Origin of the sequence: Variovorax sp. HJSM1_2, from assembly GCF_049316285.1 — a bacterium.
GTDB lineage: Bacteria > Pseudomonadota > Gammaproteobacteria > Burkholderiales > Burkholderiaceae_C > Rhodoferax_B.
Genome location: NZ_JBMOXA010000024.1, coordinates 37,742 through 57,680, shown reverse-complemented (window position 1 = coordinate 57,680; position 19,939 = coordinate 37,742). Strand labels below are relative to the sequence as shown.

General features: G+C 63.5%; 17 protein-coding genes. 16 read left to right on the top strand and 1 reads right to left on the bottom strand.

Annotated elements, in window-relative coordinates:
* Positions 1–8: 8 nt before the first annotated feature.
* The 10 genes from ACFQ95_RS20740 (at position 9) to ACFQ95_RS20695 (ending at position 10,148) form a co-directional block, all read left to right on the top strand.
* Complete coding sequence (locus ACFQ95_RS20740) at positions 9–806, top strand: SDR family oxidoreductase (protein ID WP_422834059.1); 798 nt, start codon at positions 9–11, stop codon at positions 804–806.
* Complete coding sequence (locus ACFQ95_RS20735) at positions 799–2,463, top strand: thiamine pyrophosphate-binding protein (protein WP_422834057.1); 1,665 nt, start codon at positions 799–801, stop codon at positions 2,461–2,463. Before ACFQ95_RS20740 ends, ACFQ95_RS20735 begins: the two co-directional genes overlap by 8 nt.
* 13 nt (positions 2,464–2,476) lie before the next feature.
* Positions 2,477–3,280, top strand: a complete 804-nt coding sequence (locus ACFQ95_RS20730; protein WP_422834055.1) for an aspartate dehydrogenase — start codon at positions 2,477–2,479, stop codon at positions 3,278–3,280.
* A gap of 9 nt (positions 3,281–3,289) precedes the next feature.
* A complete protein-coding gene (locus ACFQ95_RS20725) occupies positions 3,290–4,774 on the top strand; it encodes an aldehyde dehydrogenase (protein WP_422834054.1) in 1,485 nt (494 codons plus the stop codon).
* 13 nt (positions 4,775–4,787) lie between these two features.
* Positions 4,788–5,756, top strand: a complete 969-nt coding sequence (locus ACFQ95_RS20720) for a VOC family protein (protein WP_422834053.1) — start codon at positions 4,788–4,790, stop codon at positions 5,754–5,756.
* Positions 5,757–5,759: 3 nt separating this feature from the next.
* A complete protein-coding gene (locus ACFQ95_RS20715) occupies positions 5,760–6,749 on the top strand; it encodes a Bug family tripartite tricarboxylate transporter substrate binding protein (RefSeq protein WP_422834051.1) in 990 nt (329 codons plus the stop codon).
* Between the two features lie 56 nt (positions 6,750–6,805).
* Positions 6,806–7,795 carry a Bug family tripartite tricarboxylate transporter substrate binding protein gene (locus tag ACFQ95_RS20710; RefSeq protein WP_422834049.1) on the top strand — a complete coding sequence of 330 codons (990 nt, stop codon included), beginning with the start codon at positions 6,806–6,808 and terminating at the stop codon, positions 7,793–7,795.
* Positions 7,796–7,824: 29 nt separating this feature from the next.
* Positions 7,825–8,055 carry a recombinase-like helix-turn-helix domain-containing protein gene (locus ACFQ95_RS20705; protein ID WP_422834047.1) on the top strand — a complete coding sequence of 77 codons (231 nt, stop codon included), beginning with the start codon at positions 7,825–7,827 and terminating at the stop codon, positions 8,053–8,055.
* Between the two features lie 33 nt (positions 8,056–8,088).
* Positions 8,089–9,114, top strand: a complete 1,026-nt coding sequence (locus ACFQ95_RS20700) for a Rieske 2Fe-2S domain-containing protein (protein WP_422834045.1) — start codon at positions 8,089–8,091, stop codon at positions 9,112–9,114.
* Between the two features lie 71 nt (positions 9,115–9,185).
* A complete protein-coding gene (locus ACFQ95_RS20695; RefSeq protein ID WP_422834043.1) occupies positions 9,186–10,148 on the top strand; it encodes a PDR/VanB family oxidoreductase in 963 nt (320 codons plus the stop codon).
* Between the two features lie 44 nt (positions 10,149–10,192).
* Here ACFQ95_RS20695 and ACFQ95_RS20690 read toward each other — a convergent pair whose 3' ends face one another.
* Positions 10,193–10,447, bottom strand: a complete 255-nt coding sequence (locus ACFQ95_RS20690) for a DUF2061 domain-containing protein (RefSeq protein ID WP_422834041.1) — start codon at positions 10,445–10,447, stop codon at positions 10,193–10,195.
* A 169-nt stretch (positions 10,448–10,616) separates the two neighbouring features.
* Here ACFQ95_RS20690 and ACFQ95_RS20685 point away from each other — a divergent pair, with 169 nt between their 5' ends.
* The 6 genes from ACFQ95_RS20685 (at position 10,617) to ACFQ95_RS20660 (ending at position 19,939) form a co-directional block, all read left to right on the top strand.
* On the top strand, positions 10,617–11,657 hold the full coding sequence (locus ACFQ95_RS20685) for an SPFH domain-containing protein (RefSeq protein ID WP_422834039.1): 1,041 nt from the start codon (positions 10,617–10,619) through the stop codon (positions 11,655–11,657).
* Between the two features lie 68 nt (positions 11,658–11,725).
* On the top strand, positions 11,726–13,237 hold the full coding sequence (locus ACFQ95_RS20680; protein WP_422834037.1) for a DUF4178 domain-containing protein: 1,512 nt from the start codon (positions 11,726–11,728) through the stop codon (positions 13,235–13,237).
* Positions 13,238–13,263: 26 nt separating this feature from the next.
* On the top strand, positions 13,264–13,482 hold the full coding sequence (locus tag ACFQ95_RS20675) for a DUF350 domain-containing protein (RefSeq protein ID WP_422834035.1): 219 nt from the start codon (positions 13,264–13,266) through the stop codon (positions 13,480–13,482).
* 39 nt (positions 13,483–13,521) lie between these two features.
* A complete protein-coding gene (locus ACFQ95_RS20670) occupies positions 13,522–15,108 on the top strand; it encodes a polyamine aminopropyltransferase (RefSeq protein ID WP_422834033.1) in 1,587 nt (528 codons plus the stop codon).
* 89 nt (positions 15,109–15,197) lie between these two features.
* On the top strand, positions 15,198–18,947 hold the full coding sequence (locus ACFQ95_RS20665; protein ID WP_422834031.1) for a PAS domain S-box protein: 3,750 nt from the start codon (positions 15,198–15,200) through the stop codon (positions 18,945–18,947).
* The gene (locus ACFQ95_RS20660; RefSeq protein WP_422834029.1) at positions 18,944–19,939 is read left to right on the top strand and encodes a response regulator; all 996 of its coding nucleotides are present in this window, start codon (positions 18,944–18,946) and stop codon (positions 19,937–19,939) included. Before ACFQ95_RS20665 ends, ACFQ95_RS20660 begins: the two co-directional genes overlap by 4 nt.

Genomic DNA, 19,939 nt, shown 5'->3' with positions numbered 1-19,939 from the left:
TAATTTATATGCAAGCATTCAATTTAAGCGGCCGCGTTGCCGTGGTCACCGGGGGCACCTCCGGTATTGGCCTGGCCACGGTCGAGCTGTTGCTGCAGCAGGGCGCCGCCGTCGCCATCTGCGGCCGCAACGCCGAGCGCCTGGCCTCCGCCGAAGCGCGCCTGCGCGAGCTGTTCCCGCAAGCCAAGCTGTTCGCTGCCACCTGCGATGTGTTGTCCGAAGCCTCCATCAAGGACTTCGCCGCGCAGACCCAAGCCGCACTCGGCACCGTCTCCATTCTGGTGAACAACGCCGGCCAAGGCCGCGTCTCCACCTTTGCCGATACCACTGACGCCGCCTGGACCGAAGAACTGCACCTGAAGTTCTTCTCGGTGATCTACCCGACCCGCGCCTTTCTGCCGCAACTGCAGCAACACGCCGATGCGGCCATCGTATGCGTGAATTCGCTGCTGGCCGCACAACCCGAGCCGCACATGGTGGCCACCTCGGCCGCGCGCGCCGGCATCAAGAACCTGGTGCGCTCCATGGCCACCGAGTTCGCGCCCAAGGGCGTGCGTGTCAACGGCATTCTGGTCGGCCTGATCGAGTCTGGTCAATGGCGCCGCCGCTTTGAGGCGCGTGAAGACAAGACGCAAGACTGGGCCGCCTGGACCGGTGAACTCGCTGCGCGCAAACGTATCCCCCTTGGCCGACTGGGCTTGCCCCAGGAAGCCGCCCAGGCCATTTTCTACCTGGCCTCTCCTCTGTCCTCCTACACCACGGGCAGCCATATCGATGTATCCGGAGGTCTATCCCACCATGCTTGAAACTAAACAAATCACCGTTGGCGCAGCTATCGCCGAATTCCTGGAGCAATGCGGCGTCAAGGCCGCCTTTGGCGTGATCTCCATCCACAACATGCCCATCCTGGACGCCTTCAACGACCGCGGCAACATCCGCTTCGTGATGGCGCGCGGCGAAGCCGGCGGCACCAACATGGCCGACGCCTACGCCCGCACCACCGGCAGCCTGGGTGTGTGCCTCACCAGCACCGGCACCGCAGCGGGTAACGCCGCTGGCGCCATGGTGGAAGCGCTCACGGCCGGCACGCCGCTGTTGCACATCACCGGCCAGATCGAGACCCAATACCTCGACCAGAACCTGTCGTACATCCACGAAGCACCCGACCAGCTCACCATGCTGAAGGCCATCTCCAAGGCCGCCTTCCGCGTGCGCAGCGTCGAGACCGCCATCAGCACCTTGAAGCAGGCCGTGCAAGTGGCATTGACCGCGCCCACCGGCCCCGTCAGCATCGAAATCCCTATCGACATCCAGGCCGCGCTGATCGCCCAACCGGCCGATCTGAGCCCGCTGCCCATAGGTGTGGCCGTGCCGCCTGTCGCCAGCCTCGACGCCCTGGCCGAGCGCCTGCGCACCGCGCGCCGCCCCTTGTTGTGGCTCGGTGGTGGCGCACGCCACGCCGGTGCAGCCGTGGCACGCCTCATGGCCATGGGCATTGGTGTGGTCACCAGCACACAAGGCCGTGGCATCGTCGCCGAAGACGACGTGCGCTCGCTCGGCGCCTACAACCTGCACAAGCCGGTGGAAAACTTCTACCAGACCTGCGACGCCATGCTGGTCGTGGGTTCGCGCCTGCGTGGCAACGAAACGCTGAAGTACCAACTCAAGCTGCCACGCCCGCTGTACCGTGCCGATGTGGACGGCTCCGCCGAAGGCCGTTGCTACGAAACCGATTATTTTGTGACGGGTGATGCCAAGCTGGTGCTTGAAGGCCTGGCCGAGCGCCTGGAAGGCAAGCTCAACATCGACCCGGCCTTTGCTGCCGATCTGCGTGCCGCCAAGGAACAAGCCGAGAAGCTGCTGCTCGACGGTCTGGGCCCCTACACCACGCTGGTCGCTGCGCTGCAAAAGGCCGCTGGCCGCAAGTTCAACTGGGTGCGCGACGTCACGGTGTCCAACAGCACCTGGGGCAACCGCCAACTGCAGGTGTTTGAACCCACGGCTGGTGTGCACGCCCTGGGCGGCGGCATTGGCCAAGGCCTGGCCATGGGCATAGGTGCAGCCGTGGCCTCGGCCGTCACCGGCTCGGGCCGCAAAACCTTCAGCCTGTGTGGCGACGGCGGTTTCATCCTCAACCTGGGTGAACTGGCCACGGCCGTGCAAGAAAACGCTCCCGTGGTCTACGTGCTGATGAACGACCAGCGTTACGGCGTGATCCGCAACATCCAGGACGCGCAATACGGTGGCCGCCGTTGTTATGTCGACCTGCACACGCCCGACTACGCCGGTTTGACGGCTTCGCTGAAGCTGCCACACACCCGCGTGAGCAACTGGAGCGAACTGCCTGCCGCGCTGGAAAAAGCCAATGCTGCCACCGGCCCGTTCTTGCTGGAAATCGACATGCTGTCGATTGGCAACTTCACCACCGCGTTTGCCGGCCCACCGACCAAAGTTCCGGCCTAAAAGGATGGCGCACATGTTGAAGATTGCCCTGATCGGTTGCGGCGCCATTGGCTCCTCTGTGCTGGAGTTGTTGCACGGTGACGCCGATGTGGCCGTGCAAAGCGTGGTTGTGCCCTACACCACCGACGCCATCAACGCCACCGTGCAGCGCTGGGCGCCCACGGCGAAGATCGCCAGCGCCGTAGGCCAAGGGGCCTACGCGCCCGACCTGGTGGTCGAATGCGCTGGCCACAGTGCCATCGGTGAACACGTGGTGCCCGCACTGCAACGCGGCGTGCCTGCCGTGGTGGCCTCGGTCGGCGCCTTGAGCGAAGACGGCATGTTCGCCGCGCTCGAAGCCGCCGCACGCCAGGGCAAGACACAAGTGCAATTGTTGTCGGGTGCCATCGGTGCCATCGACGCCCTGGCCGCCGCACGTATCGGCGGCCTGGACGAAGTGGTCTACACCGGCCGCAAGCCGCCGGGCGCCTGGAAGGGCACGCCGGGTGAAAAGGAATGTGATCTCGACAGCCTGAAGACCGCGCACCGCATCTTTGCGGGCAGCGCCGAGCAAGCCGCGCAGCTCTACCCCAAGAACGCCAACGTGGCGGCCACGCTGGCCCTGGCCGGCCTGGGCCTGCAAGGCACCAAGGTGGAGCTGTACGCCGATCCTGGCGTGACCGAGAACGTGCACCACGTGTTGGCGCGCGGCGCCTTCGGCAGCTTCGAGCTGACCATGCGTGGCAAGCCTCTTGCTGCCAACCCCAAGACTTCGGCACTCACCGTCTACAGCGCGGTACGCGCCATTCGCAACCGCGCACACGCGGTGTCGATCTGAGGAAAACACATGCTGATCACAGAACGCAACGACCTGCTCCCCATCAACATCGGTGGCGAAATGCGCCTGGGTGCTGGTAGCGAGAGCAGCACCCTCTACCCCGCCACCGGCGAAGTCGTGGCCCGCCTGCGCGCCCCCAGCCTGGAGGACGTGAACGAGGCCATTGAACGTGCCGACCACGCCTTCCGCACCAGCGGCTGGGCGCAGAAGAAGCCACACGAACGTGCGGCCGTGTTGTACCGCGTGGCGCAAATCATCCGTGAACGCGCCGAGCCTTTGGCGCAACGCCAACGCCTGGACAACGGCAAGCCGATTTCCGAAACGCGCAACCTGGTGGCCAGTGCCGCCGGCACCTTCCAGTTCTTCGCCGCTGCCTGCGAAACACTGGAAGAAACGCTCACCCCTGCGCGCGGCGACTACATGACCATGAGCGTCTACGAGCCCATGGGTGTGGTGGCCGCGATCACGCCGTGGAACTCACCCATAGCCAGCGAAGCGCAAAAGGTGGCGCCCGCCTTGGCTGCGGGCAATGCCGTGGTCATCAAGCCCGCAGAGGCCACGCCGCTGATGGCGCTGGAGCTGGCCGCCATCTGTGAAGAAGCCGGTGTGCCCAAGGGCATGTTGAGCGTGTTGCCCGGCCGTGGCTCGGTGATTGGCGACGCCATCACCAAACACCCGCTGGTGAAGCGTGTGTCGTTCACCGGCGGCACCAGCACCGGCAAACACATCGCCCACATCGCGGCCGACAAGATGATGCCGGTCTCGCTGGAGCTGGGCGGCAAGTCGGCCACCATGGTGCTGGCCGATGCCGACCTGGACCACGCCGTCAACGGTGTGTTGTTCGGCATCTTCAGCTCGTCGGGTGAATCGTGCATCGCCGGCTCGCGCCTGTTTGTCGCGCGTGAACTGTATGCACCGTTCATGGACCGCTTGAGCCAACGCGCCGCCGCTTTGCGTGTCGGCGACCCAGCCGACGAACGCACCCAAATGGGCCCGCTGATCACCGCCAAACACCGCGAGTCGATCGAAGGCTACGTGGCCATGGGCCTGGGTGATGGCGCCACGCTGCGCACCGGCGGCAAGCGCCCTGAAGGCGCGCTGTACGAGCGTGGCTACTACTACAGCCCGACCATTCTGGAAGGCGTGCAAAACACTGACGCCATCTGCCAGCAGGAAATCTTCGGCCCGGTGCTGGTGGCCATGCCATTCGACAACGAGGAAGCCTTGCTCGAACAGGCCAACAACAGCGTCTACGCGCTGGCCGCCGGCATCTGGACCAAGGACTACAAACGCGCCTGGCGCATTGGCCGTGCGGTGCAAGCCGGCACGGTGTGGATCAACACCTACAAGCAGTTCTCCATTTCCACCCCATTTGGTGGCTGGCGCGACAGCGGCCTGGGCCGCGAAAAAGGACGCCTGGGCATCCTGCAATACATGGAACAAAAAGCCATGTACTGGGGCCTAAATGAACAGCCTTTGGGCTGGGCAAACTGAGATTGGAAAAATCATGAGCGTACTTGGCATTGACGAAATCACTTACGGGGCGGACGACCTGCCCACGTGTCGCCGTTTCTTTCTCGACTGGGGCCTGCACCTGGTGTCGGAAACCGCAGACGAACTGAGCTTTGAAACGCTGAACGGCTGCCGCGTGATCGTCGCCGCCAGCGGCAAGGCCGGTTTGCCAGCTGCGCTGGAAGCCGGCCCGACACTGCGTGAAGTGGTCTGGGGTGTGGCCAGCGAATCCGATCTGCGCCGCTACGAGGACAACATCCGCAACGAGCCGGGCTTTGTGAGCGCTGCATCGGGCTCGGGGCGTATCGGTTGTACCGACCCGAACGGCCTGGCCGTGCGCCTGCAGGTCACGCGCAAGCGCGAAGTGCAGGTCGACAGCGCCAGCTACAACACCTGGAGCAAGAAGGACCGCATCAACCAGGCTTCACCCGCCTACGAACGCGCCACGCCCATAGAAGTGGGCCACGTGGTGTTCTTCGTCAAGGACGTGGTGGCCTGCGAGAAGTTCTACTCCGAGCGTTTGGGTTTTGCCGCCTCCGACCGTTACCCCGGCCGTGGCGCCTTCTTGCGTTGTGCCCCTGATGGCGGCCACCACAACCTGTTCCTGCTGCAACGCCCCGCAGGCGACGCCGCGCTGAACCACGTGGCCTTCAAGGTGCGCGACATCCACGAAGTGTTTGGCGGCGGCATGCACATCTCGCGCTGCGGCTGGGAAACCCAGCTCGGCCCGGGCCGCCACCCGATTTCTTCGGCCTACTTCTGGTACTTCAAGAACCCGGCCGGTGCGCTGGCCGAGTACTACGCCGACGAAGACCAACTCACCGGCGAGTGGGAGCCGCGTGCCTTCGAGCCCGGCCCCACGGTGTTTGCCGAGTGGGCCATCGACGGTGGCATTGACGGCAACACCCGCCGCCAAAAGGGCGCGGAAGCCGCTGGTGGCAAATTCATTACAGACCGGAAGTAAACCATGCGACGCCTTGCTCTGAAACTGATCCCGACCGCAGCACTGGCGTTGCTGGTGGCCGCCACCGCACACGCCCAGGGTGAAGCAGTGGCCGCCTTGTCCGCGCAGCCGTTCAACATCGTGGCGCCGTTCCCACCGGGTGGCCCCATTGATTCGCTGTCGCGTATCCTGGCCACGGGCCTGACCGCGCGCTACAAACAACCCGCCGTGGTGGACAACCGCACCGGCGCCAACGGCAACATCGGCATCGACCTGGTCAAGCGCGCCGCGCCCACCGGCCACACCTTGCTGGTGGTACCCGCAGGCAACCTCACCATCAACCCCACGCTGATGCCCAAGCTGGGCTACAGCGTGGATGCCGACTTTGTGCCCGTGGCCTCGATCGCCAAGGCCGCCAACGTGCTGGCCGTGAACCCAGCCGTGCCCGCCAACAGCGTGGCCGAGCTGGTGGCCTTGTCCAAAGCCAAGCCCAATAGCATGAGCTACGCCTCGCCCGGCGTGGGCAGCGGCCTGCACCTGGCGGGTGAGCTGTTCAAGCAGCAAAGTGGTGCCGACATCCTGCATGTGGCCTACAAGGGCTCGGCCCCCGGCCTCAACGACGTGCTGGGCGGTACGGTGCCGGTGATCATCGGCAACCTGCCGGCGCTGCTGCCGCACATCCAGTCCGGCAAGTTGCGCGCGCTGGCCGTGACCGACCCACAACGCGCCCCGGCACTGCCCAATGTGCCCACACTGGGTGAAGCCGGCGTCAAGGGGGTGCAGGTCACCTCCTGGTACGGCGTATTGGCGCCCAAGGGCACACCACCGGCCGTGGCCGCACAGCTGGCCAAAGACGTGACCGAGATTTTTGGCGACAAGGCCACCCAAGCTCAACTGCAAAAGCAGGGCCTGGAAGTCTGGATCAACACCGGCACAGCCTTCGGCGATTTGATCCGCGCCGAGGCCGCCACCTGGGCGCCCATCATCAAGAGCCGCAACATCGTGGCCGAGTAAGTCTGTCTGCATTCCCCCAACAAAAAACCGCATCCCCCCCCCTGAAAGGCGTCTTCATGAAGAGCATCCGTCGTCAAGCTTTCGTCCTCGCTACCGTTGCCACCGCGCTGTGCGCGTTGTTTGGCGTCGGCAGCGCGCTGGCCCAGGCCTATCCCGCCAAGCCCATCACCATCGTGGTGGCCTACCCCGCCGGTGGCGACACCGATGCCATGGCACGTGTGTACGCCGAGCAGTTGCAGCACAAGCTGGGTCAGCCCGTGCTGGTGGACAACAAACCCGGCGCCAGCGGCACCATAGGCGCGGCCTTTGTCGCCAAGTCCAAGGCCGATGGCTACACGCTGTTGATGGCGCCCAGCACCTTCGCCATCGCGCAACTGGTGCTCAAGACCGGTTCGGGCTCGGCTTACGACGAAGTGAAGAGCTTCGCGCCAGTGGTGATGACCGGCGTGCAGCCGCTGTTTCTGGCGGTGAACGCCGACGCGGGCACCAAGGACACGGCCGCGCTGGTGGGCGCTTCCAAGGCCAAGGCCTTGTCCTACGCCAGCCCCGGCAGCGGTTCGCCCATGCACATCCTGGGTGAGATGTTCAACAAGGCCACGGGTGCGCAACTCTCGCACGTGCCTTACCGTGGCGTGGCGCCGGCCATCAACGACGTGCTGGGTGGCCATGTGCCGGCCACCTTCATCACCTACGGCCCGGTGGCCCCCTACCTGGCCAACGGCAAGATGAAGCTTCTGGCCGTGGCCGATCCACAGCGCTCGTCGCTCGCCCCGAACGTGCCCACACTGGCCGAACAAGGCATCAAGGGTGTGGAAGTGGGCGCCTGGCAAGGCATTTACGCACCGGCCGGCACGCCGCCCGAGATCGTCAAGCTGCTCAATACCCACATGAACGATGTGTTGAAGATGCCCGAGATCGTCTCCAAGATGGCCGTGTTTGGTGCGCTGCCAGCCGGTGGCGAAGCCGCGCGTCTGGCCAAGGCCACCGCCGACGACAACCTGCGCTTCGGAAAAATCATCAAAGAGCTGGGCATCCAGGCCGACTAAGCCCGTCCTCCCCGCGAAAGGAAACCCCCATGTCTAACGCCCCTACCGACCGTTACCTCGAACCCCACCAGGCGCGCCGCCGCGAGCCGACCACTTTTGAAGATCTGTTGGGCGACGCCATCGAGCGTGCATTCGCCCAAGGGGCGCACACCTTGCCTGAGCTGGTGGCTTGCCTCAACCGTACCGGGCCGTCTGCCGAAAACGGCGAACCCTGGACCGAGCAAAGCTACCAGGACCTGATGGCCCGCCTCAGCAAGTAACGCAAGCAACTTCAATCGATTCGAGAGATTCCCATGAACGCCACCATTCCAATCCACGCCGATCCGGTTGATGCCTTGCTCACCGTCGGTCTGAAGAACCTCTGGTATCCCATCTGCCCATCCGATTTCATCGGTGAACGCGCTATTTCGCTGCGCCGCCTGGGCAAGAAGATTGCGCTCTGGCGCGATGCCAGCGGCACGCTGCACGCCCTTGAAGACCACTGCCCGCACCGCGGCGCACCGCTGTCGCAAGGTGTGGTGCTGGGCGACCGCCTGGCCTGCCCCTACCACGGCGTGGAAGTGCGCTGTGATGGCACCGTCACCAAGGTGCCCGGCAGCCCCGGTTGCAAGCTCGAAGGCTCGCGCGCCGCGTTGTCGTTCCACGTGCAGGAGCAACACGGCACCGTGTTCCTCTACAACAGCGACACCAACATCGAAACGCCGCCCCCTATGACGCTGCCCGAAGAGCTGTCGTCGCCCGAATACTCCAACTTCCTCTGCTACGCCGAGTGGAAGGGCGACTACCGCTACGCGCTCGACAACGTGATGGATCCTATGCATGGCACCTTCCTGCACAAGCAGTCGCACTCCATGGCCGAAGGCGACAACACCGCCACCTTCCAGATCCGCGAAACCGACATCGGTTTTGTGTTCGAGAAGGTGGGCCAGCGCGGTGTGAACTTCGACTGGACCGAATGGGCCAGCACCGGGCTGCACTGGATGCGTCTGGAAATTCCGTACCCCAAGACCGGCGGCCCAGGCGGCAACTTCGGCATCGTGGGCTGTGCCACGCCCATCAGCCCCAACCTGGTGGCGGTGTTTTTCTGGCGCTGCCGCAAGGTCTCGGGCTGGCAGCGCGACACCTGGCGCTTCCTCTACCGCAACCGGCTGGAAGCGCGCCACTGGGCGGTATTGGAGCAAGATCGGGTTATGCTCGAACAAATGGAGCCAGACGCCAACACGCGCGAGCACCTCTACCAGCACGACATCGGCCTCGTGCGCCTGCGCCGTCACCTGCGCCGGCTGGCCGACGAACAACTGGAAGCGGCGGGCAACTGACACCATGAGACGCAGCATCGGCGGCGCGGCCCGTCGATGCCATGTATAGATACCGATAGAGTTCCCCCACCATGTCCACCACCACCCTGAACGCCTTTGTGCACACGCTGCGCTTTGAGGCCACCGACATCATCAGCATAGAACTGCGCCCCGCGCCAGGCGTTGTGTTTCCGAGCTTCGAGGCCGGTTCACACATAGACCTGCACTTGCCCAACGGCATGGTGCGCAACTATTCGTTGCTGAACCAGCCGGGCGAAGAGGGGCGGTATGTGATTGGTGTGCTGAAAGACGCAGCCAGCCGTGGTGGCTCGCGCAGTGTGCACCAGGACCTGCGTGTGGGCATGACGTTGCCGATCTCGGCGCCACGCAACAACTTCAAGCTGCATGAAGACGCCGCGCACTCGGTGCTGGTGGCCGGTGGCATTGGTGTCACACCGATTCTGAGCATGGCGCGCCGCCTGAAGCAACTCGGCCGGCCGTTTGAAGTGCTGTACTTCGCCCGCTCACGTGCGAATGCGGCCTTTGTGGCCGAGCTGGAAGCGCTGGGTGCCCCCCTGCTGTTCCACTTCAACGACGAAAAGGGCGCACCACCCGACTTGAACGTGCTGCTGGCCAGCCGTGGCCCCGACGCCAACACCCACTACTACGCCTGCGGCCCGGCCGTGATGCTGGACGCGTTTGAATCCGTTTGCGCCAAGCTGGGCCACACCCAGGCACACATTGAGCGTTTTGCGGCCGTGGAAGTGGCCGCCTCCAGCGAGGCGCGCAGCACCTATGTGGTGGAACTCAAGCGTAGCAACCGCAGCTTCACCATCACGCCCGAGAAGCCTTTGTTGGCCACGCTGCTGGACGAAGGCATAGACGTGCCCTACAGCTGCAGCGAAGGCATTTGCGGCACCTGCGAAACCAAGGTACTGGCCGGTGAACCCGACCACCGCGACTCGGTGCTGAGCCCCAAGGAAAAGGCCGCCAACAAGGCGATGATGGTGTGTGTCTCGGGTTGCAAGAGTGCGACCCTGGTGCTCGATCTGTAATCGACTGGCGCCCAAGTCCAAGGCGGCCCGCGAGGCCGCTTTTTTTATGCTGTGGCCGGTGTGGCGTGGGCGAGCTGTGTGGCGTCCGCCACACGCTTGCCGCCCCAGCGTTGCCAGGCCTTCTCGTGGAAGAAGAAGGCGAACGCCTGCACGGTCGGTTCCAGCAGGCTCAGCGTGATGGCGACCCAGAAGTTGCCGGTCACCGCATAAGCCACCAGCGAGGCGACAAAAACGTGCACCACGTAGTAGCTGGCGGTCTTCTTGATTGTTGGCAAATTGCTGATGGCGAATTGGCGCATGCTGAGGCTCCTGTGGGCGATGGGGAATGGCTGATTGAGGTTTTCTATCGAAGTGACTGAATGATATTGGTTCTCAATTGATCCGGCCAATTGCTTTTGCCTAAAGGGCTCATAGGCCGCAAGTGCGCAGGTATCATGCCCCGACCTTTGGCCCCCTGAGGAGACATACATGGCTTTGATGGATTTCATTCGCAAGCAGTTCATCGACATCATCCAGTGGACCGAGAGCGACGACGGCACGCTGGCCTGGCGCTTCCCCATGGCCGAGATGGAGATCCAGAACGGCGCTTCGCTCACCGTGCGTGAGTCGCAGATGGCGGTGTTTGTCAACGAGGGCAAGGTGGCCGACGTGTTTGGCCCCGGCATGTACAAGCTCACCACGCAGACGCTGCCGGTACTCACCTACCTGAAGAACTGGGACAAACTCTTCGAGTCTCCGTTCAAGAGTGATGTCTACTTCTTCAGCACACGCCAGCAGGTTGACCAGAAGTGGGGCACGCCGCAGCCCATCACCATCCGCGACAAAGACTTTGGTGCCGTGCGCCTGCGCGCCTTTGGCAACTTCAATTTCCGTGTGGCCGACCCCAAGCTGTTCCACACCGAGATTTCGGGCACGCGTGAGCAATACACCGTGGAAGACCTGGATGGCCAGCTACGTGGCCTGGTGTTGCAGAACATCAGCAACGCCATTGCTGCCAGCGGCATTCCCTTTCTTGACCTGGCGGCGAATCAGATCATGTTTGCGCAGGCACTCACGCAGCAACTGCTGCCCGAGTTCACCAAGATCGGCCTGAAGCTGGAAGGGCTCACGGTGCAGAGCGTTTCGCTGCCCGAAGAGCTGCAAAAGATCCTCGACCAGAAGATTGGCATGGGCATGGTGGGCAACGACATGGGCAAGTTCATGCAGTACCAAACCGCGCAGGCGATTCCGAAGTTTGCCGAAGGCGCGGGCGGCGGCGGCGGTGTGGCGGGCGACGCCATGGGCCTGGGTGCCGGCGTGGCCTTGGGCCAGGTGCTTGCGCAAAACCTGCAAGCCGGTTTGCAGGCCGCACCCGCTGCCGCCGCGTCGGCCGCCGCAGCCTCGGTTGGTGTGCGGCCCGATGAAGTGATGGCCACACTGGAGAAGCTGGGCGAGCTGAAGACCAAGGGCATTCTCACGCAGGAAGAGTTTGATGCGAAGAAGGCCGAGCTTTTGAAGAAGCTGGTTTAACTATCATTTTTGATAGCTTCTTACGCAGCTCCAATAAGCCTTAGAGGCCAGAAAAGCTTAAAGAAATAATGGCCGGTGCATCGACTCAACGCAGCTACCGTGCGCCCTGTCCCGGTTGTGGCGCGCCGGTGGAATTTCGTAGCGCGCAGTCTACCCATGCGGTCTGTGCCTATTGCCACAGCACGGTGGTGCGCAGCGGCGAAGTGCTGCAGCGTGTGGGCAAGATGGCCGAGCTGTTCGACGACCACAGCCCGCTGCAGCTCATGGCCAGCGGGTCTATCTTTTTCCAGGAACGCAAGCAGCCATTCACGCTGATCGGCCGCCTGCAGTACCAAGGCGAGAGTGGCCCGTGGGCCGAGTGGATCGCGATTTTTGAAGATGGCACCTCCGCCGCGCTGAGCGAAGACAACGGCGCCTACGTGTTCAGCCGCCCGCGCGAACCCGGGCGTGAAGTGCCCGCGGCCGACCACCTGCGTGTGGGCATGACGACCTCGTTTGGCGGCAAGTTGTACAGAGTCGCCAGCAAGCTTACGGCGCGCTTGATTGCGGCCGAAGGCGAGTTGCCCAAGCTGCCGCCGTTGGGCCAGCCGTTCACGGTGGTGGAGCTGCGTTCGGACGACGGCGAGGTGCTGAGCATTGACTACGGCGCCAACCCGCCGCAGTTGGAGTCTGGCCGCGCCGTCATGCTGGAAGAGCTGGCGCTGACGGGGATCAAAGATACGTCCAGCAAAGAAGAAACCGGCCGCCAGTTCAACTGCCCGAATTGCGGCGCGCCGGTGGAAGTCAAACTCAGCAGCACCAAAAGCCTGACCTGCCGCGCCTGCAACAGCCTCATCGATCTGAGCCAAGGTGTGGGCGGCGAGTTGTTCCACGCCGAGCAGGACGAGCCGGTGCAACTGCTCATTCCGCTGGGCAGCAAGGGCACGCTGGAAGGTGTGGCCTGGCAGGTGGTGGGCTTTCAGCACCGCATGGGTGCCGAGCCGGGTGATGATGAATTGTTTGGCTGGGAAGAGTATTTGCTCTACAACCTGCAGCGCGGTTTTGCGTTCCTGGTGGACTCGGAAGACGGCTGGAGTTTGGTGCGCCCGGCCACTGGTGCGCCCAAACTCGACAAACTGGAGCGCACGGCAAAGTACCTGGGCAAGGGTTACGTCCTGCAGTACCAATACAACGCCGAAACCACCTACGTGGCGGGCGAGTTTTACTGGCCCGTGGTGCGCGGCCAGAAGACCTACAACCGCGACTTCGGCAACGGCAACAGCTTGTTGTCCATGGAGCAAAGCCCGCGCGAAATCACCTGGAGCGTGGGCAACAAAATCAACAGTGACAAGGTGGTCGAGGCCTTCAAGCTGCAAGGCAAAGCCGAAGCCGCGCGCCGGCGCGATGCGGCACCGTTGAACATTGCGCTTGATGGCGGTGTGCGCAAGGGCATTGGCTGCGGCACCATTCTGCTGATCTTGTTTATTTTGATCGTGGTGCTGGTGTTGATGAACAGTTGCAGTGGATCATCTGGCAGCACCTACTACCGCAGCTCGGGTGGCTCGTCCGGCGGGTATTCGTCCGGTGGCGGCCACAAGTAAAACCTTTTCGCTTTAAGGAGCACTTCATGGAACTCGAATGGCTGCGGCCCGCCGCATTTTTTGGCTCTATCCTGTTCGCCCTGATCGGCGTGCTGGTGTTCTGGCTGTGTTTCATCATCTTCGACAAAATCACGCCCTACGACCTGTGGCTGGAAATCGTCGAAAAACAAAACCGTGCGCTGGCGTTGGTGGTGGCTGCGATGTGCCTGGGCATCAGCATCATCGTGGCGGCCGCCATCCATTGAGGCTACGCTGAGTTTCCCCGCATTTTTCGCTTTCCCCGTATGAGCAGCACCTTGTCCCCGGCATCTACAGCCAGCTCTCAAGACTCGGTGCGCGCGCGGCCGATCGACGTGGCGCTGCTGGCCAGCGTGTTTGTGATTGCCGCCTGTGGCTTGTTGTACGAGCTGTCGGCTGGCGCGCTGGCCTCTTACGTGTTGGGCGACTCGGTGTTCCAGTTCAGCACCGTGATCGGCGCCTACCTGTTCGCCATGGGCATAGGCTCCTGGCTGTCGCGTTATTTTGAGCGCCAGTTGCCGGCGCACTTTTTGCGCATCGAATTGCTGGTGGCGCTTGTGGGTGGTGCGTTGCCAGCTATTCTTTTTGTTGCAAATGCCTATGCGCCCGGCACCTTCCGTGTGTTGCTCTACGGCATGGTGTTGTTGGTGGGCACACTGGTAGGCCTGGAGATTCCGCTGGTGATGCGTATCTTGAAGCGCAACCTGGTGTTCAAGGACCTGGTGTCGCAGGTGCTCACCTTTGACTACCTGGGCGCGCTGGCGGTGTCGCTGGCGTTTCCCTTGCTGCTGGTGCCGCAACTGGGTTTGATCCGCACCGGCCTGTTGTTTGGCTTGATGAATGCCGCCGTGGCGGTGTGGGCGCTGTGCCTGTTTCGGCATGAGCTGCGCCAGTTCAAGGCGCACGCCACGGCCTGTGTGCTGGTGCTGGCCACGCTGCTGGCGGGGCTGGTGGGCGCGGAGCACATCACGCGTTTTGCCGAAGACAAGTTCTACCACGACCGCATCGTGCTCAGCACCGCTTCGCCCTACCAACGCATCGTGGTGACCAATGGGCATGGCGGAGTGCGTTTGTTCTTGAACGGCAACCTGCAGTTTGCCGAACGCGATGAATACCGTTACCACGAGGCCCTGGTGCACCCAGTGATGTTGGCGCACGGGGCGGCCAAACGTGTCGCCGTGCTCGGCGGTGGCGACGGCATGGCGGTGCGCGAAATCCTGAAGTACCCGTCGGTCGAATCGGTGACGCTGGTGGAGCTGGACCCGGCCATGACGCGTTTGTTCAAAGACAACGCTATGCTGGCGCGGCTCAATACCCAGTCTTTGCACAACCCCAAGGTGCAGGTGGTCAACGCCGACGCTTTCCAGTGGCTGCAGAACACGTCCGAGGTGTTCGACGTGATCGTGGTCGACTTTCCCGACCCGACCAACTTCTCCATCGGCAAGCTCTACACCAACAGCTTTTACGCGCTGCTGGATGCGCACCTGGCCGCCAGCGGTTACGCCGTGGTGCAGACCACCTCGCCCCTGGTGGCGCGGCAAAGCTTCTGGACGGTGGTGCAGACCATCGAATCGGTGGGCCTGACGGCCACGCCCTACCACGCACATGTGCCGAGTTTTGGCGAATGGGGTTTTGTGGTCGCCAGCCACCGGCCCTGGCGTTTGCCCACCAGCCCCGCAGCGACGGGGCAGGCGGCCTGGCCTCAGGGCCTCAGATTTCTCGCGCCGGACAGCCTGCCGCTGTTGTTCTCTTTTCCGCTGGACATGGCACGGCTACCCAGTGAAGTCAACCGTTTGTCCAACCAGGTACTGGTTCATACCTACGAAAGAGAGTGGGGAAGCGTGACAAATTAAGGTTAGCTTGCGGTTCGGCGCTTGCGAAGTTGCTACCAAAAGTCAGCGGAACCCTGAAAATACGTTGTTCCGCCAAATTCTCCACCTTTATGCTCACGCAATTTTTCGTCAACGGTCTGCCCCAGGACTCGCTCCTATGGGTGCAGCACGATCCCGGGCTGGTCGCGCTTTCCGTGCTGTTGGCGATTGCCTCGTCGGCCATGGGGCTGCACATGGCGACGCTGGCGCAAACCGCCCAGACGCCGGCCATGCGGCGCATTGCGCTGATCACCGGCGCAGTGGCCCTGGGCAGCGGCATCTGGGCTATGCACTTTGTGGGCATGCTGGCCTACCAGGTGTGTGCCCTGGGCACGTTCAACCCCTTGATCACCGCGGTGTCTATGGCGCCCGGCGTGTTCGCCTCCTTGGTGGCCTTGCACCTGTTGACGCAGCCTTCGCTGGGGCGCCGCCAATTGATCGTCGGCGGTGTGCTGGTGGGTGCGGGCATTGGCACCATGCACTACCTGGGCATGGCGGCTTCGTCGCTGATGGACGTGATGCGTTACGACCCCTGGTGGTTCCTGGCTTCGATTGTGGTGGCCGTGGTGCTGGCCGTTGTGGCGCTGGCCGTACGTTCCAAGCTGCAGGCCTTGTTTGATCTGCGGCGCTGGGTGGTGTCCACCATTTCCGGCGTGGTCATGGGATTGGCCATTGCCGGCATGCACTACACCGGCATGGCCGCGCTGCGTTTTGTCGGGCCCGTGGAGATCAACAGCGCCGCGCCCGGTGGTGCGTTGGCATTGCCGATCACGCTGGTGGCGATTGCCGTGTCGATTCTGGTGATCGCCATCAACGGCATGTTGCGCTACCGCCACCTCTACCTGCAACTCCACCTGGGTGAGTCGCGCTTGCGCGCGCTGGTGGAAACGGCGGTCGACGGCATCATCATGGTCAATGCACAGGGCAAGATCCAGAGCTTCAACGGCGCCGCCGAGCGTATGTTGGGCTGGCGCGCCGATGAAATCATAGGGCAAGACATCTCCACCATCATGTCGCCCGCAGCCAAGGAGAGCCGCAACGAGGCGCTGCAATACTTCCTGGCCAGCGGCGACGACGAACGTTTCCGCCAGGGCCGCGACACCGCGGCGCTGCGCAAAGACGGCACGCTGGTCCCGGTGCGCATGGCGGTGGGCAAGGTCGACATTCCGGGCCAGCAAATACTGGTCGGATTCCTGACCGACATTTCGGTGCGTCGCGACATGGAGCAAACGCTGCGCCGCAACGAAGAGCAGTTCCGTTCGCTGATCAGCAACATTCCCGGGGTCACCTTCCGCTGCCGCAACGACCGCATTTTTTCCATGCTGTTCATCAGCGACTCTGTGAGTGTGCTCACGGGCTGGACCGCCGAAGACTTTCTGGAAAACCGTGTCAACTGCGCGCAGTTGACACATCCCGATGACCTGGAGCGCGTGACCCAGGTCATTGCCGAGGCCCTGGCGCGCAACGAGCCCTACCACGTCGAATACCGCATGTTCCATCGCAGCGGCCAGATGCGCTGGATCACCGAAAGTGGCCGCGGCAGCGCCGGCGAAGGTGACGGCCAAGGGCGCTGGATCGATGGCGTGATGATAGACAACACGGCCGCCAAGGCACGCAATGCCGAGTTTGAAGGCACGGTCCACGCCATCAGCCGTGCGCTGGCGGTGATCGAGTTTGATCTGCAGGGGCGGGTGCTCACGGCCAACCAGAACTATCTGGATCTGACGGGCTACACCCTGGCCGAGATCGAAGGCCAGCACCACAGCATGTTCTGCACCCCTGACTACGTGGCGCATGTGGCCTACCGCGCATTCTGGGACCGGCTGTCGCGTGGGCAGTTCCTGGCCGACGAATACCTGCGGCTGGGCAAGGGTGGGCGAGAGTTGTGGATTCAAGCCACCTACAACCCGATCTTTGATGCCGAGGGCAAGCCCTTCAAGGTGGTGAAGTTCGCCACCGACCTGAGCCAGCGCCGCGCCATGGAAGTGGAGCTGCGCGGCGCCAAGGAGCGCGCCGAATCCGCTGCCGCCGCGCGTGGCACCTTCCTGGCCAACATGAGCCACGAAATCCGCACGCCGATGAACGCCATCATCGGCTTCACCGAAGCGCTGCTCGACACCCAACTGGACCCGACGCAACGCCGCCATCTGGGCACGGTGCACTACGCCTCGCGCTCCATGCTGCGTTTGCTCAACGACATTCTCGACACCGCCAAGCTCGAAAAAGGCGCCGTGGAGCTGGAGATCGACGACTTCTCGCTGCGCGAACTGTGCGACCAGATTCAGTCGTCGCTGCGCATCACGGCCGCCAAAAAGGGTTTGAAGCTGGTGCTCGACTACCCCGCAGATGTGCCCAGCGCTTTCCGCTCCGACGGCATGCGGGTGCAGCAAATTCTGCTCAACCTGCTGGGCAACGCCATCAAGTTCACGCAGAGCGGCAGTGTCACCCTGCGTGTGGACTATGCGGAAGGTGTGACCGTGCTCGAGGTGACCGACACCGGCATAGGCATAGAAGCGGCGAGCCTGGAGCGGATCTTCGACCCGTTTGCGCAGGCCGATGTGTCCACCACGCGCCAGTATGGCGGCACCGGCCTGGGCACCACCATCTCGCGCCAACTGGCCGAGTTGATGGGCGGCTCGATCGAGGCCACCAGCGTGGTGGGCGAGGGCAGCACCTTCCGTGTGCGCCTGGCCATGCCTCTGGCGCAAGAGCTGCCCAGCGTGGCGCACAGTGCCAGCGCGCGCAGCTACCTGCCCAACCTGCACGTGCTGGCGGTGGACGATGTGCCACACAACCTGGAGCTGCTGCAAATCCACCTGGCGCGCGGCCACCACACCATGACGCTGGCCGAAGACGGCGCAGTGGCGGTAGAAGCCTTCATGGCCGAGTCGTTTGACATCGTGCTCATGGACTTGCAAATGCCCGGTGTCGACGGGCTGGAAGCCACCCGCCGCATCCGCGCCTACGAGCAAACCAATGGGCTGAAACGTGTGCCCATCATCGCCTTGTCGGCCAGCGTGATGGAGCAGGACCGGCGCAACGCACTGGCCGCCGGCATGGACGGTTTTGCCAGCAAACCGCTGGAGCCCGGCCGTCTGCAGTTGGAGATGGCGCGGGTGCTGGGCATACGCACCAAGGCCGTCGACGCCCCCGTCACACGTCCTGCGCCGCTGTTGCTCGCCGCTGCCAAAGCGGGCGACAAGGCAGCGCTGCCGCCCATAGACTGGAACCGCGGGGTGCGCCTGTGGGCACAAGAGGCGTTGCTGCGCGACGCGATTGAACGCTTCATGCGTGAACACGTCAACCTGCCCGAGCAGTTGCAATCGCTGCACGACAAGCAGGATTGGCAGCGCCTGCGCGCCGTGGCGCACCGCGTGCGTGGTGTGGCTGGCAACCTCGCGCTGGGGCCATTACAAGCCTGTGCCGAGCGGCTGGAGGCGGCGGCTGCAGCGGCTGACGTGCCCACGGCGCAGCAGCATATCCTCGAATTGCCGGAGTTGCTGCAGGCCGTGCAACAGCACCTGGACCCGACCCAATCGTCTGCCGTGGCGCCCGCCGCGACGGCCGCCGCAGAAGCGGCCGTGGTGCTCAGTGATGCCGAGCGCGCCGACGTGCTGCGCGCCATGGACGACATCGCCCGGGCGCTGGCGCGGGGCGAGTTGGTGGATTCCTCGCTGCAGGCGCTGGAAACCCATTTGCCCGCCCTGTGCCTGGAACCTTTGCGCGAAGCACTGGATACCTTTAATTTTGACCAGGCGCAGCAGGTGCTTTTGCAACTGCGTGCCCAATGGTCCGCTGATCGCAAGGAGTTGACCACATGACCACGCTTCCAGACGAGCGTCAGCGTTTGCTGCTGGTGGACGACGAACCCACCAATCTGCAGGTCCTGCGCCAGGTGCTCAGCAACGACTACCGCTTGTTGTTTGCCACCGATGGTGCGCGTGCGCTGCAACTGGCCAAGGAGCAGCGCCCCGACCTCATCCTGCTCGACATCATGATGCCGCAGACCAATGGTTTTGCGGTATGCCGTGCCCTCAAGGCCGACCCCTTGACGGCAGCCATCCCGGTGATTTTTGTCACCGCTTTGTCCGACAGCCAGGACGAGGCCGAAGGCTTCGAGGCGGGCGGTGTGGACTACATCACCAAGCCCATCAGCGCCGTGGTGGTGCGCGCGCGTGTGCGCACCCATCTGTCGCTGGTGCGGGTGGATGAGCTGCGCGAATCGCGGCTGCAGATCGTGCAGCGCCTGGGCCGCGCGGCGGAGTACAAGGACAACGAAACCGGCATGCACGTCATCCGCATGAGCCACTACGCCAAGCTGTTGGCGTTGGCGGCGGGCGCCTCAGCGGCCTGGGCCGATGAATTGTTGATCGCCGCGCCCATGCACGACATCGGCAAGATCGGCATTCCCGATGCGGTGCTGCGCAAGCCCGGTCCGCTGGACGCGGCGGAGTGGGACGTGATGCGCCAGCACCCGCGCATCGGTGCCGAAATCCTGGGCCAGGACCACGCCAGCGGCCTGCTGCGCATGGCCAGCACGATAGCGCTGACGCACCATGAAAAATGGGATGGCTCGGGCTACCCGAATGGCCTGGCCGGAGAAGCCATTCCCCTGGAGGCCCGCATCATCGCCATCGCCGATGTGTTCGACGCCCTGACCACCCGCCGCCCCTACAAAGAGCCCTGGTCACCCGAGGCCGCCATGGCCTATATCGCCGAGCAAAGCGGCAAACACTTCGACCCCGAACTCACGCCCTTGTTTGCCAATTTGTTGCCCCAGTTGCTGGAAGTACGCAACCGCTGGGCCGATTGA